Below are 15,427 nucleotides of genomic sequence, written 5' to 3' on the forward strand. Positions count from 1 at the left end.
TATTTTCAGCTTGTCTTCCGGTAATTATAAATCGCCAAAGAATTGAGTACCAAAGCAAAAGCCAGTAAATAGAACAATTCATTCTTTACTTCCGACAATCCACTCCCTTTTAATACAATAAGTCTTACTACGCTGATAAAATGCGTTACAGGAGTAAAAGCAGACATTGTTCTTGCCCAATCCGGCATACTGTCTGTACTGGTGAAAAAACCGCTCATCAGCATAAAGATCATCATAAAGAAAAATGCGATGAACATAGCTTGTAATTGTGTATCTGCAAACGTAGAAATTAAAAGTCCTAAACCCAGTAAAGCAATAAGATAAACCGCCGCAAAAAGATAAAGGACGAGCAGACTTCCCTGAGGAAAAATTCCATAGACTATATACATTACAGTTAATCCAAGGGTAAAAACTATCATTCCGACAATCCAGAAAGGAATTAATTTACCTAAGATAAATTGCCATTTTTTGATGGGCGTCACATTGATCTGTTCAATGGTACCGATTTCCTTTTCCCTTACAATATTCAATGCGGTGATAAAACCTCCGATCAGTGTAAGCAGCAACACCAAAATCCCCGGAACCATATAATATTTATATTCTGCTCTTGGATTGTACCAATTGGAACTCACCACCTGTACATTAGCCCTGGAGCTTGTTGAAGCTGTAAATGTTTTCATGGTAACATCCAGATCATTATTAAAATCTGCAATCACAGACATTAGATAAGCTCCTCCCAAAGACGATTTTGTTCCATTAATTGCATCTACCGAAAGATTGACTTTCTGACTTCCTTCCCGAACAAGATTACGTTCAAAGCCGGCAGGAATTTCCAACACAAGATCTGCTTCACTTTCCTCAATCATTTTTAGCCCGTTCTGATAAGAATCCGGAGTTCCGGCAATTTTAAAATAACCCGATGAAGCGATTTTATGAATGAGTTTTTGGGAATAGCTGCTGTGATCGTGATCAACATACGCTATATTAACATTTTTCACTTCAAAATTAGCAGCGAGAGGCATAATGATCAGCTGAATGATCGGCATCGCAAACATCATCGCCAGTATAGTTTTGTCTCTGAAAATCTGACGAAATTCTTTCTGTAAAATGAATCTTAATACTTTCACGACAGTCTGATTTTAAAATTCTTCAAAGCTAATGTCAGTAAAACAACACACATCCCTACCAAAATCAACGTTTCTTTCCAGATATAACCGAATCCTAATCCTTTCAGCATTACCGCTTTTACAATGGTATAATAATATCTTGATGGCAATACGTGTGAGATAATCTGAAACAACATCGGCATATTTTCTATCGGGAACATAAATCCCGTTAAAAGCAATGTCGGCAGCATCATTCCCATCATCGAGATCAGCATTGCGGTTTGCTGCGAGTTGGTAAGGTTTGAAATCAACAGTCCTAATGCAAGGCAGGTAATGATAAACAGGATACTTTCTGCAAAAAGTAAAATTAAACTTCCTTTTATTTCAACATTTAATAAATACACAGAAAGTAAAAGAATAATGATAAAATTAACCAAAGAAAGCACCAGATAAGGGATTGCTTTGGCAATTAATACCATAATCGGTTTAAAAGGTGATACCAGTAAGATTTCCATTGTTCCCAATTCTTTTTCTTTGACAACTGCAACGGATGTAAGCGCCGTACTTACGATCATAAAGATCAGTGCGATCACACCGGGAATAAAATTCAGGGATCCGTTTTGGTCTTCATTATAGAGTTGCCTTAATTCAGGAATAATCTGATAGGAAGGTTTTGCTGTCGGATTTAACTGCTGTTGATAATTATTGATAATCGTGGTAAGATAATTGGTAAGAATAGTAGCCGTATTCGGGTCTGAAGCATCAGCAATAACCTGTATCTGCACTCCGTCTTTTCGGTAAAGATCCTGCCCGAAATTAGCAGGAAATATAACTGCACATTTTATGCTACCGCCTTTAAATCTTTTTTCAATTTCGGGATAATTTAAAACAGGTTCTTTCACTTTAAAATAAGAACTGGACTGTATTTTAGCAATGATCTGTTCCGATTGTACATCATGAGCATTATCCAAAACAGCAACACCAATATTTTTCACCTCACTGCTCAGTGCGAAACCAAACAGTACGATCTGCACCACCGGCAAACCGAAAAGGATCAGAAGCGTTCTGCGGTCTCTGAATACGTGGTAAAATTCTTTCCGGATAAATACTAATAACTGTTTCATATTAATCTCCTGATCGTTTGGCATTCCTTGCAAGTTGGTAGAAAACATCATCCATGGAATGTGTATTGAACTGTTTTTTCAGATTAGCCGGAGTATCCAGCGCTTCTACCCTGCCATCGACCATTACGGTGATCCGGTTGCAATATTCTGCTTCATCCATATAATGCGTGGTAACGAAAACGGTAATTCCGTCTGCTGCTGCCTGATAAATCATATCCCAGAACTGACGTCTTGTTATAGGATCTACTCCACCCGTAGGTTCGTCCAGGAAAACAATCTTAGGACGATGAAAAATAGCGACTGAAAAAGCCAGCTTCTGTTTCCAGCCAAGCGGTAAAGCACCCACCAGTTTTTTAGCTTCTTTTTCTAAACTGAGAGTGGTAATCAATTCGGCGCTTCGTTTTTTTATTTCGGAGCGGGAAACACCGTATACTCCGCCATAAAATTCAATATTCTCAAGAATGGTAAGATTATCATACAGAGAAAATTTCTGGCTCATGTAGCCGATATTCCTTTTGATCTGCTCCTGCTGTTTATACACATCAAAACCGGCAACTGTAGCTGAACCCGACGTAGGAAAAGACAACCCGCAAAGAATTCGCATTGCAGTGGTTTTTCCGGCTCCGTTAGCTCCGAGAAATCCAAATATCTCTCCCTGCTCGACATCAAAGGTGATGCGGTCAACTGCTTTAAAGTCTCCAAACTGCTTTGTTAAATCTTTACAAATAATTGCTTTATCCATTTACTCGGTTTTTATTTGCTGTTCCTGCATCAGTCTTATAAAACTATCCTCTATGGTCGGAGTAATTTTTTTCACCTCAAAATCTTCCGGATTGTATTTCTCCGCTAAATCTTTTACCGTTTGTTCATCTTCATTTTCCGCAACTAATGTCACATGAATATATTCTCCGAATGCATAGCAGCTTTCTACCCCTTTATCAGATCTTAAATCTTCCAATAGCTTATATATATTCTTAGCTTTCACTGCAAAAAGTGCTTTAGGAAAATTCCTGACAATATTTTCAGGCTCATCTACCGACATTATTTTTCCGTTTTGAATAAGAGCAATACGGTCGCATAATTTCGCTTCGTCCATATAAGGAGTCGAGACCACAATGCTGATATTTTGCTCTTTAAGTTTTGCCAGCATATCCCAGAACTCCTTTCTGGAAACTACATCTACTCCGGTTGTAGGCTCATCAAGAAATAAAACTTCAGGTTTATGGATGAGTGCACAACAAAGTGCTAATTTTTGCTTCATTCCTCCTGACAGCTTTCCTGCTCTACGATTACTGAAGGGTTTTATCTGCTCATAAATATCTTTGATCAAATCATAATTCTCCTCGATTGTTGTTCCGAAAAGTGTTGCAAAGAAATTCAGGTTTTCAGACACGGTCAGATCCTGATAAAGAGAAAATTTTCCGGGCATATATCCTACCTTGTTCCGGATCGCTCGATACTCTTTTATTACATCATGCCCTTCAACAGTTGCAGTTCCGCTGTCTGCGAGTAGTAAAGTGGTAAGAATACGGAAAATCGATGTTTTACCTGCTCCATCCGGTCCTATCAATCCAAACAATTCTCCTTTTGAGACTTCAAAAGAAACATCATCAACGGCTTTTACTTCTCCGTAGGTTTTAGTAATATTTTTTACAACGACAGAATTCATCCCTTTTTATTTTGACCAGATTGCTTCACCGTACATTCCTATTTTAAGATATCCGTCGTTTTTCACCTTAATTTTAATCGCATAGACCAGATTTGCTCTTTCATCTTTGGTCTGAATGGTTTTTGGGGAAAATTCAGATTTACTCGAAACCCATACAATCGTTCCTGTATATTCTTTATACTTTTTTTCTCCCTGATCGATTCTTACTTTCACCTGCTGATTCAATTTAATCTGTGGCAGCTGAGTTCCTGTAATATAAGCTCTCAGATCAAGTATATCTGTATTGGCAATTTTATATAATGGTTTTCCGATGACCTGCATTTCGCCCTGTAGCGCATAATTAACTAATACAGTTCCATTAATTGGATTAATAATTTGCCCTTTATTGATCTGCTCCTGAAACTGGGCAATCGTTTTTTCTAAAGGAGCCGTTTCACTTAAAATACTGCGGTTTTGTGTATCTGTATTTGAATTGTTTACTGAAAGCTGCTGTTTTGTTGCCACCATCTGTTTTCTGAGCTGGTCGATTCCTGCATCTATATCATCAAGCTGTTTACGCGTTGCAGCGTCTGCTTTTACCAAATTTGCAGTACGGGTTCGCTCGTGAAGCTGATGTTCCAATTGAGATTCCAGTACAGCCAACTGTTTTTTCACCAATTCATCCTGAGCATCAGGAGTGCTTGTTTTCTGATGCAATGCCTGAATATTAGCTTCCGCCTGTTCTTTTTGCAGCACTGCGGTTTTCACATCGATCTGTCCTACCTGATCTCCTTTTTTAAGATACGCACCTTCCTGAACGGAATATGCAATCAGTTCCCCATTTTGCTGGGCAGAAACAATCACCTCATCGGCTTCAAAATTACCCGAAGCATCAAAATCATCTTTTTTCTCACAGGAATTCAAGAATAAAACAGCAGTAAAAAATAGGATAAGCTTTTTCATTGTCAATAGATTAGTTTCCGGTTATAAATTTCTGATTATATTTTGCCTGTAACAGCTGGATCTGATGAAGAATCAACGTTTGCCTTGCAAGATTTTCCGCATTCGTCTTCTGAATATATTCATGGGTTGTAATCACTCCGTTGCTTAATTGTGCTTCGGCAGATTTTCTCACAGATTCACGCAGAGCGATTGCATTTTCATCCTGCTGAATCAGCTCATTATATTTTTTGATCTGATCATCCTGTTGCGTGAGATCCAGTTTCGTATTCAGTAAAAATGTTTCTTTATCTGCATCTACAGCCTCTCTGTTAAGTTTTAAAATTTCTTTCTGATTCGAAGAAGTATAAAGACTTTCCAACGACCAGTTAAATCTTATTCCCGCAATAAACCAGGGTCCGAATTTATTTTCGATAATATTAAGAGTCGGTCTTCCGTACGCTCCCTGAACAAAAGCACTTACCTGTGGCAAAAGATCGGATTTCAGCTGACTTTCCTGAAGATCATAAATCGATTTCTGAAGCTCAAAACCTTTTATTTCAGGTCTTTTCATTTCAGTTTGAAAAACTTCACCATCGGGTAACTGAAGTTCTTCTGAAGACGAAACATTTTTCCCGATAAAAACTGAGAGCATCTTGAGATAGGTATCACGATTGGTTTTGTATTCGGTACTCATCATATCAATATTGATGATTTCCGCTTTCAGTTCATCCAGATTACTTCGATAAGCCACGCCATATTTTAAAGCAGCTTCAGTTTTTTGTACCTGAGTCTGAAGATTGGCTTTGTTGAGTTCATTTTGTTTAAGTTGCGAATCCATCAAAAGAATGGAAAAGAAAATCGTATTGATTCTCTGTCTTATCGCATAGAGATTGGTTTCAACATTCTGGGTCTGCAACACCGCATTGGCTTTTGTCAGATCTTTTTGATTGCGGATTTTCCCTCCGTCATAAAGCAGCTGATCTACTTCACCCTGAATTTTATACTGGTCTTTACTTAATGAAGGAAGCGCCATATTGATTGGAAGCGAACCTAAAGCGTCAGAAAAATTAATCGTCTGTGACTGATAGGTAGCCTGCCCCGAAAATGAAACCTGAGGAAAGTATCTTTTATTAGCATTTTCTACTGTAAAATCAGCTGTTTTGGCAATGATATCCATCTTCTTTATCAGAGGATAGTTTTCTTTTGCCAAATGATAGCATTCTTCTAAAGACAAACTTCCTGATTGTGCCGTTATCCAATTAAAACACAGCATCAAAAGTAAAATCCAGATTCTTTTTTCTTCAGTTTTAAAATAAATCATCCTGTTTATTTTTTTGTTTTAATCATTGGATCAATTCACGGGCAAAAAAAATTATTCTCCTTTCATCATTGATTTGACCCATATCGGGATCAGTTTTTTGCGCTCGGTCATCAGCACAGTAAATTCAGAGTCATTAATTCCGCTTCCTCCCATCAGCAAAGGTTTAGCAATGAACGGAAAGATCACCAATCCCATTACATTCATCAAAAAATGCAAAGGATTAGGTTCCGAAATTTCCCCCTTCTCCACCATCTCTTTATGTTGTTTAAAGAAAACTGAATGAGCCAATACTTGTCTGATTGGTAATTTCTCCAACAACAGATTAGGATTATTACGGATTTCAGTCACGATAAACGTTGGAATTTCCGGTTCTTTAATAATGAGATCAATATATTTTGAAGCAATTTCTTCCACTTTTTTGTTTAAAGTTGTTCCTTCATCATCCAATACCACAATCATATTCTTAATAAAGCCTGATAATGTTTCCAGCATGATGATTTCGAATAACTTCGCTTTACTTCTGAAATAATAATTAAGCAGCGCAAGATTAATATCTGCCTCCTCCGCAATATCTCTTGTACGGGTAGCAGCAAATCCTTTTCTGTAAAAAACAGTACGGGCTGCTTCCTTTATTTTTTCTTCTGTACTTATATCTATTTTTTTAGACTCTTTCATTTCCTTCCCAATCTTTTCCAACACAAATATAAAAACTAAATTTTATTTTTAAACAATTATTTTAATCAAATGATTAAAATATGATTTAACGCATTTTTTATTTAAAAAAACAGATAATATTTTTAATGAACAATTAGTTTAAATTAAAACTAATTTTAAGTATATTTGTAAGGATGAGTGATTTAAAACTCATTGTATTTTTTTCTTATTTTAATCATTAAATTATGTCCTCACAAAATCAAAATATTTCTCAATTGGCACTAGAGCTGGGTTTAGCGATGAGTGAAATGAAAAGCAAACTGAGGCAAAGAATTCAGACTAAAATGAATGAGTACGATTCCTCGCTTTCTTTTGAACTCATTGAAATTTTAGGACTCCTCTGGCGAAACGACGGAATCAACCAGCAAGAGATCAGCAATCAGATCAGCAAAGACAAATCAAGCATCACTTATCTGATTAACAACCTGACAAAAAGAGGACTTGTAGAACGTATTGAGTACAAAAACGACCGGAGAAACAAACAGGTTTTCCTTACAGAAAATGGAAGGAAATTGATGGAAACATTATATCCATGGGCACTGGAACTTTATGAAAAAGCGGCAGGAGATCTTCATGAAGACGAACTCAACAATGCTCTGCTCCTGATCAAAAAAATGACAACCAATCTTAATAAATAAAGGCTCTTAAAGGCTAAAAATCTTTACGAAATGAGAACAATACTTGTACCTGTTGACACAACATCGACCACCGAAAACGCAGTAAAGCTTTCTGCAGACTGGGCAAAGCAATACGGATATGAACACATCATCCTCTTAAAAACGAATAATGAATCTGTATTTGAATACCTGCATATCGCGGAAGGACATTCTTTCGTGAATGAAGAAAGCATCAATATGGTATTGAAAAATACAGAAGAATTACTGGAAAAACTAAGCCAGATCATCCTCGAAAAATCGCCTGAAATAAAAGTTTCGAAAGCAACTACCGATATGTCATTAATAAGAAGCATTAATGATATTATAAAGAATCAGGAGCAAGTAGAATTAATTATTTTAGGCAGCGACGACAACACATCTGTAACTGACAGCTTCATTTCGGAGAATATTATAGATATCGCGAGAACGAGCCCTATAAAAACCTTAATTGTTCCTAATAATTATACGTATACTCCAATTAGAAACATTTTGATTCCTTGCGATGTTGAAAGTATTGCAAAGCTGGACAGACTGTTTCACTACAAATCGATTATCCATCAAAAAGACATTCATTTATCACTTTTAAATATCAATAAAAAAGCAAATAATGATGTTACGGATTCAAAAAAAGAAGAGCTTGAAAAATATATTCAGGAGAATTTAAATGATATTCCGAATAGTATTCACTATTCTTATGATGAAAATATCATCAATGGCATTTTATCTTTTGCTTCGTTAAACAAAACTGATCTGGTGATTGCATTACCCGGCAGACACAGTTTCCTTTATTACTTAGCCAACCGAAGTATATCCGAAGGAATTTACCAAAATGCCAATCAACCTGTTTTGATTTTAAAATAGTATATTTTATTCGCCTTTATCCAATATAAATCCCCACTGTATTTCCTTACAATGGGGATTTGTATTATTCGGGAAATAAAAAAGCTATAAACAATGTTTATAGCTTTAATTCTTGCGATCCGGACGGGACTCGAACCCGCGACCTCCGCCGTGACAGGGCGGCATTCTAACCAGCTGAACTACCGGATCAATTTTTTAAAGAAATTGAGAAAACTTCTGCGATCCGGACGGGACTCGAACCCGCGACCTCCGCCGTGACAGGGCGGCATTCTAACCAGCTGAACTACCGGATCATTTGTTTACTTTAAGGAACTTCGTTTCTTTTTTGTGATTGCAAAACTACGACTTTTTTCCTTACCTGCAAATTATTTTCAAAAAAAAGCCTCCCAAAAATGGAAGGCATTCATTATCAAAGTTATTTTTTTACAAGTGTGCGCTTAATTTTTCAGCGATTACTTCTTTTGGAGTTACTCCAACCAATTTGTCAACTACTTCACCATTTTTGAAAATTAAAACAGTAGGGATATTTCTGATACCATATTGCATAGAAATTTCCTGGTTGTTGTCTACATCTACTTTCCCAACTACAGCTTTTCCTTCAAAATCTGTTGCTACTTCTTCGATGATTGGTCCCAACGTTCTGCATGGTCCGCACCATACTGCCCAAAAGTCTACTAATACCGGCTTATCTGATTTTAAAACCGTTTCCTGAAATGAGCTATCTGTAATTTCTAAAGCCATTTTGTTTCTTTTATTTTAATTAATATTATATTCTTTTATTTTCCTTTAATGGATAGTCAAAATTACGATTTTTGAGTAATAGACCTATCTATGCTCAACATTTGTATTTTCTATAACGAAATCTTTAGAAATTTCTTTCAAAGCGGTTACCAGAGCATCAATATCTTCTTTAGTCGTTAAATGACTGAAAGAGATACGAAGCGGCGTACAGTGATCCATTTCATCTTCAGATAAAACCATCATCATCACCATTGAAGGTTTTGACGCTCCCGAAGAACATGCGCTTCCCTGAGAAATAGCAATTCCTTTCATATCTAACTGAAGCCCGATCAAAGGGTTTTTATAAGGTAATAAAGCACTTAAAACAGTGTAAAGACTATTTTCCTTCTCTGCACTTCTTCCGTTGAATTTAATCCCCGGAATTTCTGCTGTAAGTCTTTCTTCTGCATAGCTTTTTATTACCTGCATCTGATTAGTGTATGCTTCCATATTGTTTAAAGAAAGTTCTAACGCTTTTCCTAAACCTACGATTCCTGCAACGTTTTCAGTTCCGGCTCTCAAACTTCTTTCCTGAGGACCTCCTGTAATTATTCCTTTTAACCCGCTTGCCTTTCTGATAAAAGCAAAGCCAACTCCTTTCGGCCCATGGAATTTGTGAGCACTGCAAGATGCAAAATCAACCTGAATATCAGAGAAATCTAAGTTCATGTGAGCCATTGTCTGTACCGTATCTGAATGGAAAAGAGCATTGTGAGCTTTGCACATTTCCGCAACTTTTTTAATGTCCATCAGGTTTCCGATCTCATTATTGGCATGCATCAGGGTAACCAATGTTTTTTTATCTGAAGCTTTTAAAAGTTCTTCAAGTTTATTAAGATCAATATCTCCTTTTTCGTTCGGGCGAATGTAATTTACTTCAACTCCTTTTCTGCTTTTCATATCCAGAACACTTTCAGAAACACATTTGTGCTCTAAAGGAGAACTGATAATTCTTTCTACACCAAGGTGCTCAACACTTGATTTGATAATCATATTGTTAGACTCCGTTCCGCAAGAAGTAAAAATAATTTCAGCGGGAGTTACATGAAGATAATCAGCAACCTGTCTTCTTACGTTTTCGATAAGAATTTTCGCTTCCTGTCCAAAACTGTGTGTAGAAGAAGGGTTACCAAAATTCATTTTCATGGTAGCTACCATAGCATCGATCACTTCTTCAGAAAGAGGTGTAGTTGCAGCGTTATCAAGATATATTTTGTTCATTTTTATTTTGAAGATTTTATTTCTATAGCGTTAAAATTATAATTGGAGGGAACCGTAAAAATCACATAAGGATTCGAGATCACCTGTATTTCCATTCCTCCTCGCTCTACATAAGGTACTTCTACCTGTAAAACATTTTCTTTTACTGAGATTTTTTTAATTTCAGTCACTCTGTGATCTCCCGCCCTGAAAGTTCCCAGATTATAAAGAACCACTTTTTGATCTTTTGGAAACTTTGGAGCCTGCGCTGCAGGTTCGCTGCCATCACTTATTACAACAACAGAATTTCCTTTCAGAGCTTTCTGAAATTCCTGTTCATTTTTAATAATGCTAAATTCAACTTTTCCTGTTCCACCTTGGGATTCGGAAGCTAAAATTTGGGGTTGTGTCTGCATGTCTGAAGTCTTTTGAGAAGGTGTACTTGTACAACTCATCACGGAAGCCCAACATACGATAAGCAGCTTTTTCATTTTTACATTTTTACCTGCCAAAATTAGTGAAAAAATTGGTAATGTCCTTCATTTGCCCATTTTAGCATCGGTTTGTCACCGGAGGTATCTCCGAAGGCTATTATTTTATCGTATTTCTTGTCGTTGATCTGCTCTTTTATTCTTTCCAGCTTCTCTTTTCCGTTACAGTTTTTTCCTACAAAATTTCCTGTAAAAATTCCGTTTTTAAACTCTGCACGTGTGGAAACCAGCTGCATTTGGAATGCATCGGCAAAAGGCTTAGTCCAAATATCCAGTGAGGCGGTAACCAATAAACTTTGTGTATTGTTTCTATCGATATTATTAATAAAATCCAAAGCATTTTCTCTCACAATTTTAGGATAATGATGATCAAAGAACTGCTTAGATTTTTTCTCAATTTTTTCCTGAGACTGCCCTTTTAAAATGGAACCAATGAAACTTTTCTTCACCTTTTCGGCATGGGCAAGTTTCAGCTTTAACAGTATAAAAAGCGGCACATGTTTCAAAAACTGCATGTGGTATTTGACAGGATTGTAGAACTTAAGATACATAAACATCGTATCCTTATAAGTAAGTGTTCCGTCAAAATCAAAACAATACAATTTTTTCATAAATCTATGGCTTAGGAGAAATTTACGAGTTATTAATTAAAGCATTGATAACTCAACAATCAAAAATAAGCAAATTATTAAAAACAAGATCATAGATAATTCTGAAAAATAAATTCGGCCGTGGTCAATGTATTAGCTTAAAATTTCCCTTATTTCCAAAAATTAAAAGTAAACCAGATTATTAGACAGAATAAAAAATAAAAAGATTAATTAAAAATAAATTGGATGTATCTATAATCCTAAAGCTTTAATTTCTTAAATATAAACTCAGGAATGTTTCTAATGATCATCATAATAATACCCCAAATCGGTAAAACATAAGCTGTGTTCTTCTGTTTTCTGAATGCTTTATAGATACAGTCTGCAGCCTGCTTTGGAGTCGCTGTAAGCTTAGGATTCAAAGGTAATCCTTCTGTCATTTTCGTTGCCATAAAACCCGGCTTTATAGTAATGACATGCACTTTTTTATCAAAAAGATAATTTCTCAATCCGCTTAGATAAGCGGTAAAAGCGGCTTTTGCACTTCCGTAAATAAAGTTACTTTGTCTGCCACGATCTCCTGCTACAGAAGAAAGTCCTATAATCGTTCCCGATCTTCTGTTTTCAAATTTATGAGCAAAATAATTGATTACAGGAACCAGTTTCGAGTAATTGACGTCTATAATCTTCTGTGTATTTTTATTGTCATACAATCCTTCTTCAGTTCCTTCTCCCAGATATCCTATTGCACAAAACAATACCGTTGAATTGATATTTTCAAATGCATTATAATCTATTTCTTTCGTAAGATCCAGTTCAATGATTTCTGATTGTTGCAGAAATTTCACATCAATATGTCTGGCAAATCTCTCTGTGGTCTCTTTATTTGAGGTAAAAAGATAGATTTTTTCGAATTTCTCTCCTTCCTGCAGTGCTTTTTCTACAAATGCCTGTGCAACTTCAGATGTACTTCCTAAAACGATCATGAGTTTTGATTATTATTAACAATTCTTTTATGCTGCAAAGACACAAATTTTGAATTCTGAATATTTTTTAGATAATTCGTCAGTGATGATTTACTCATACTGTCTTTGGTAAGGTAAATTCTGCCCCCAAATTCCTGAACGATCTGGTCAAGCTGAGCAACCAATGCTTTAAGTTTTGAATTCACTCTGAAATCTAGCGCCAAAGTATATCCTTCGATAGGAAAAGAGTTATAAGCTTCCGGATTATTTTTGCCGAAAAGTTTTAGAACGGCTAAAAAAGAACCGTTTCCGCTTCTGGCAATCGTTTCCAGAATTTTTTTCATTCCTTCTTTACCCTTTTCTTTAGGAATAACCATCTGATATTGGATAAATCCTGATTTACCGTAGATTTTATTCCAGTCTCTTACTACATCTAAAGGGTAAAAAAACGTTTCGTAGTCAACTATATTTTTAACTTCTTTTTTAGTCTGTTTTTTATAATACAGCAGATTAAAAATCTTTACGGTAAGCTTATTTAAAACAAAACCCGGAAAATAAAAAGGAACTGTGGGTTCAAACTTTTTCTTTAATCGTAAAGGCTTTTCTTTAAAATTCTGAGGAAGCTCATGCTGAAAAGCGTGTTCTCCTCTCATTAAGATACTTTTCCCTATGTTTTTTCCTGTCTGAAGGCAATCGATCCAGGCTACGTTGTAAGTCCAGCTTTCACTTTCGTCAAATAATTTGAAGATCTCATCTAGGTTTTCTGCTTTAATGCTTTCCTGACGGATGTAAGCAGATTCTATATTCTTAAGTTTAAATTTAGCCGAAAGAATAATTCCTGTAAGTCCCATTCCTCCAATGGTCGCCCAAAACTTTTCTGAGTTTTCGTCTCTGGAGCAAGTAATGATCTCACCATTTTCAATCATTAATTTAAATTCCAGCACATATTCTGAAAAACATCCTTCTGCGTGATGGTTCTTCCCGTGAACATCTGAAGCTATTGCTCCCCCTACAGAAACGAATTTCGTTCCGGGAGTTACATATAAAAAATAGCCCTGCGGAACGGAGATTTCCAATACTTCAGAAAGCAAAACTCCAGATTCGCATTCAATAATCCCGTTTAAACGATCAAAGCTGATGAATTTATTTAATTTTTTTGTTGAAAAAATATTTTCGCCTAACGAAGCATCTCCATAGCATCTTCCGTTTCCTCTTGCTATTACTTCATTTCGAGTCAGTATAAAATCTTTGATTTTTGTAAAACTATCATCCGATTTCATCTCTTTTTCTACTACCGGAAAGTTTCCCCAGTTGGTAACCTTTTGTACGAAATTTGGCTTCATTTTTTAAAGTAGATTAAAATTAAAAATGCAGCAACCCATAATATTAAAGTTACCTGTATATATCTGTCTCTGTAAACAATTTTTGTAGGCGATTCTGTTCTGTTGTATACTAAAGTCTGTTGTAAATACCTTAAAAAAGCAAATACAACAAATATCACCGTATAAAATACCGCCGAATGCAGTTTCATCTGAATTTCCGGAGATAGGGTGAACATGAGGTAACAAACAATGGCCAAAGCTACAGAAATGGAAAGTGCAATATCTGCAAACTGAACATTATAGCCATCCAAAGCTCTTCTGGTCTTCCCCGAAACCTGTGCATTGATAAGTTCTCCTCTACGTTTCCCGATTGCCAATACCAAAGCCAAAACGAACGTCAATAGGATTGCCCATTGAGAAATTTTGATCCCAGTAATATAACCTCCAGCTAAAACTCTCAATACAAAACCGGTTGCGATAATAAAAATATCTACAATGGGAACATGCTTCAGTTTAAAAGTATAGGCTAAGTTCATCACGAGATAGGCAGCAATAATCAGAGCAAACTTCCATAAGATCTGATGAAAGTATATTTGCGCGACAAATACCAGCAAAATATCTGCAATGAATAAACCGGCCAGAATCCCCAACGCTTTTGTTTTAGAAATTGCACCGCTCGCTAATGGGCGTCTTCTTTTTTCCGGATGTTTTTTATCGGCTTCAATATCATTGTAATCATTTAGGATATACACTGTACTGGCCGCCAAGGAAAAAATGATAAATGCAAAAATACTTTTAGTAAGTAAATCCAGATTCTGAATATTACCTGAGAAAAAAAGGGGAACAAATACAAACAGGTTTTTTACCCATTGTTCTACTCTAAGTAGTTTTAAATATTTCTTCATTTATGTTGTTTCAGTTGCAAAAATAGAAATTTTAAAATTGATTGGTATAAAAATACAAAAAAACCGCTGAAGCGGTTTCTTTGTTACAACATTTATGTTTTAATTTTCAAACTACTGCCCTTGTTGAGCATCGTTGATCATTTTCTCATTTGCAGTAATTGCAAATTCTACTCTACGGTTTTTAGCTCTACCCTCTTCGGTATCGTTTGATGCAACCGGCATACTTTCACCTTCACCTAAGGCAAATAGTCTGCTGGAAGCTATCCCTTTACCAGATAAATATGCTTTTACAGCATTCGCTCTTCTCTCAGAAAGTTTCATATTATAGTCATCAGCACCTTTACTGTCTGTATGACCATAGATATTAATATTTGTATCAGGATTGTTGATCAAAACCTGAGCAAGTTTATCTAAGTTAGTAATAGATGCAGGTTTTAGGTTTGAAGAATCAAAATCAAAGTTTACAATACTTTCATTCAGTGTAATTTTGATACCGTCTCCTACTCTTTCTACTTCAGCACCAGGTAAAGTTTCTTTAATTTCTCTGGCCTGTTTGTCCATTTTATTACCGATTACGTTACCGGCAACACCACCGATCACACCTCCTAAAACAGCTCCTAAGGCTGCGTTTTTACCTTTTCCAACGTTATTACCTAAAATACCTCCGATAATTGCTCCGGATGCAGCACCTACAGCGGTACCTCTTTGTTGGTGGTTAGAATTCTGTACTGCTTCACAACTTGTCAGTAATAAAGCTGATGATAAGAAAAGAGCTCCGATATATGTTTTTGTAAATTTCATT

General features: G+C 36.0%; 17 protein-coding genes and 2 tRNA genes. 2 read left to right on the forward strand and 17 right to left on the reverse strand.

Annotated elements, in window-relative coordinates; translation table 11 throughout:
* Positions 1-5: 5 nt before the first annotated feature.
* Genes JI747_RS14395 through JI747_RS14425 form a run of 7 tightly spaced genes read right to left on the reverse strand, consistent with a single transcriptional unit; the run spans position 6 to position 6,816 of the window.
* Entirely contained in the window at positions 6-1,127 is a 1,122-nt protein-coding gene (locus tag JI747_RS14395; protein WP_225689597.1) for an ABC transporter permease, read from the reverse strand.
* A complete protein-coding gene (locus tag JI747_RS14400; protein WP_225690032.1) occupies positions 1,124-2,230 on the reverse strand; it encodes an ABC transporter permease in 1,107 nt (368 codons plus the stop codon). The genes JI747_RS14395 and JI747_RS14400 overlap by 4 nt, the downstream gene beginning before the upstream one ends.
* A gap of 1 nt (position 2,231) precedes the next feature.
* Positions 2,232-2,972, reverse strand: coding sequence for an ABC transporter ATP-binding protein (locus tag JI747_RS14405; protein WP_225689598.1), 741 nt, complete (start codon positions 2,970-2,972; stop codon positions 2,232-2,234).
* On the reverse strand, positions 2,973-3,899 hold the full coding sequence (locus tag JI747_RS14410; RefSeq protein WP_225689599.1) for an ABC transporter ATP-binding protein: 927 nt from the start codon (positions 3,897-3,899) through the stop codon (positions 2,973-2,975).
* 6 nt (positions 3,900-3,905) lie between these two features.
* On the reverse strand, positions 3,906-4,841 hold the full coding sequence (locus JI747_RS14415) for an HlyD family secretion protein (RefSeq protein WP_225689600.1): 936 nt from the start codon (positions 4,839-4,841) through the stop codon (positions 3,906-3,908).
* 10 nt (positions 4,842-4,851) lie between these two features.
* On the reverse strand, positions 4,852-6,141 hold the full coding sequence (locus JI747_RS14420) for a TolC family protein (protein WP_394371152.1): 1,290 nt from the start codon (positions 6,139-6,141) through the stop codon (positions 4,852-4,854).
* Between the two features lie 51 nt (positions 6,142-6,192).
* On the reverse strand, positions 6,193-6,816 hold the full coding sequence (locus tag JI747_RS14425) for a TetR/AcrR family transcriptional regulator (RefSeq protein ID WP_225689601.1): 624 nt from the start codon (positions 6,814-6,816) through the stop codon (positions 6,193-6,195).
* 224 nt (positions 6,817-7,040) lie between these two features.
* Here JI747_RS14425 and JI747_RS14430 point away from each other — a divergent pair, with 224 nt between their 5' ends.
* Positions 7,041-7,493 (forward strand): MarR family winged helix-turn-helix transcriptional regulator, encoded by a 453-nt coding sequence (locus tag JI747_RS14430; RefSeq protein ID WP_225689602.1) that lies wholly within the window; start codon positions 7,041-7,043, stop codon positions 7,491-7,493.
* A gap of 30 nt (positions 7,494-7,523) precedes the next feature.
* A complete protein-coding gene (locus tag JI747_RS14435) occupies positions 7,524-8,372 on the forward strand; it encodes a universal stress protein (protein WP_225689603.1) in 849 nt (282 codons plus the stop codon).
* Between the two features lie 115 nt (positions 8,373-8,487).
* Here JI747_RS14435 and JI747_RS14440 read toward each other — a convergent pair.
* The 10 genes from JI747_RS14440 to JI747_RS14485 form a co-directional block, all read right to left on the reverse strand.
* Positions 8,488-8,561: transfer RNA gene (locus tag JI747_RS14440), tRNA-Asp, on the reverse strand.
* Between the two features lie 30 nt (positions 8,562-8,591).
* Positions 8,592-8,665, reverse strand: a tRNA-Asp gene (locus JI747_RS14445).
* Between the two features lie 130 nt (positions 8,666-8,795).
* A complete protein-coding gene (gene trxA, locus JI747_RS14450) occupies positions 8,796-9,113 on the reverse strand; it encodes a thioredoxin (RefSeq protein WP_034682284.1) in 318 nt (105 codons plus the stop codon).
* An 84-nt stretch (positions 9,114-9,197) separates the two neighbouring features.
* Positions 9,198-10,373, reverse strand: a complete 1,176-nt coding sequence (locus tag JI747_RS14455; RefSeq protein WP_225689604.1) for a cysteine desulfurase family protein — start codon at positions 10,371-10,373, stop codon at positions 9,198-9,200.
* Positions 10,374-10,375: 2 nt separating this feature from the next.
* On the reverse strand, positions 10,376-10,843 hold the full coding sequence (locus JI747_RS14460) for a hypothetical protein (RefSeq protein WP_225689605.1): 468 nt from the start codon (positions 10,841-10,843) through the stop codon (positions 10,376-10,378).
* Positions 10,844-10,866: 23 nt separating this feature from the next.
* On the reverse strand, positions 10,867-11,454 hold the full coding sequence (locus JI747_RS14465) for an HAD family hydrolase (RefSeq protein WP_225689606.1): 588 nt from the start codon (positions 11,452-11,454) through the stop codon (positions 10,867-10,869).
* Between the two features lie 239 nt (positions 11,455-11,693).
* Positions 11,694-12,419 carry an SDR family NAD(P)-dependent oxidoreductase gene (locus JI747_RS14470; protein WP_225689607.1) on the reverse strand — a complete coding sequence of 242 codons (726 nt, stop codon included), beginning with the start codon at positions 12,417-12,419 and terminating at the stop codon, positions 11,694-11,696.
* Entirely contained in the window at positions 12,416-13,741 is a 1,326-nt protein-coding gene (locus JI747_RS14475; protein ID WP_225689608.1) for an FAD-binding oxidoreductase, read from the reverse strand. The genes JI747_RS14470 and JI747_RS14475 overlap by 4 nt, the downstream gene beginning before the upstream one ends.
* Complete coding sequence (locus tag JI747_RS14480; RefSeq protein WP_225689609.1) at positions 13,738-14,625, reverse strand: decaprenyl-phosphate phosphoribosyltransferase; 888 nt, start codon at positions 14,623-14,625, stop codon at positions 13,738-13,740. Before JI747_RS14480 ends, JI747_RS14475 begins: the two co-directional genes overlap by 4 nt.
* A 111-nt stretch (positions 14,626-14,736) precedes the next feature.
* Positions 14,737-15,426 (reverse strand): OmpA family protein, encoded by a 690-nt coding sequence (locus JI747_RS14485; protein ID WP_225689610.1) that lies wholly within the window; start codon positions 15,424-15,426, stop codon positions 14,737-14,739.
* Position 15,427: the final 1 nt, after the last annotated feature.

This window comes from Chryseobacterium tagetis, assembly GCF_016735585.2.
Lineage (GTDB): Bacteria > Bacteroidota > Bacteroidia > Flavobacteriales > Weeksellaceae > Chryseobacterium > Chryseobacterium tagetis.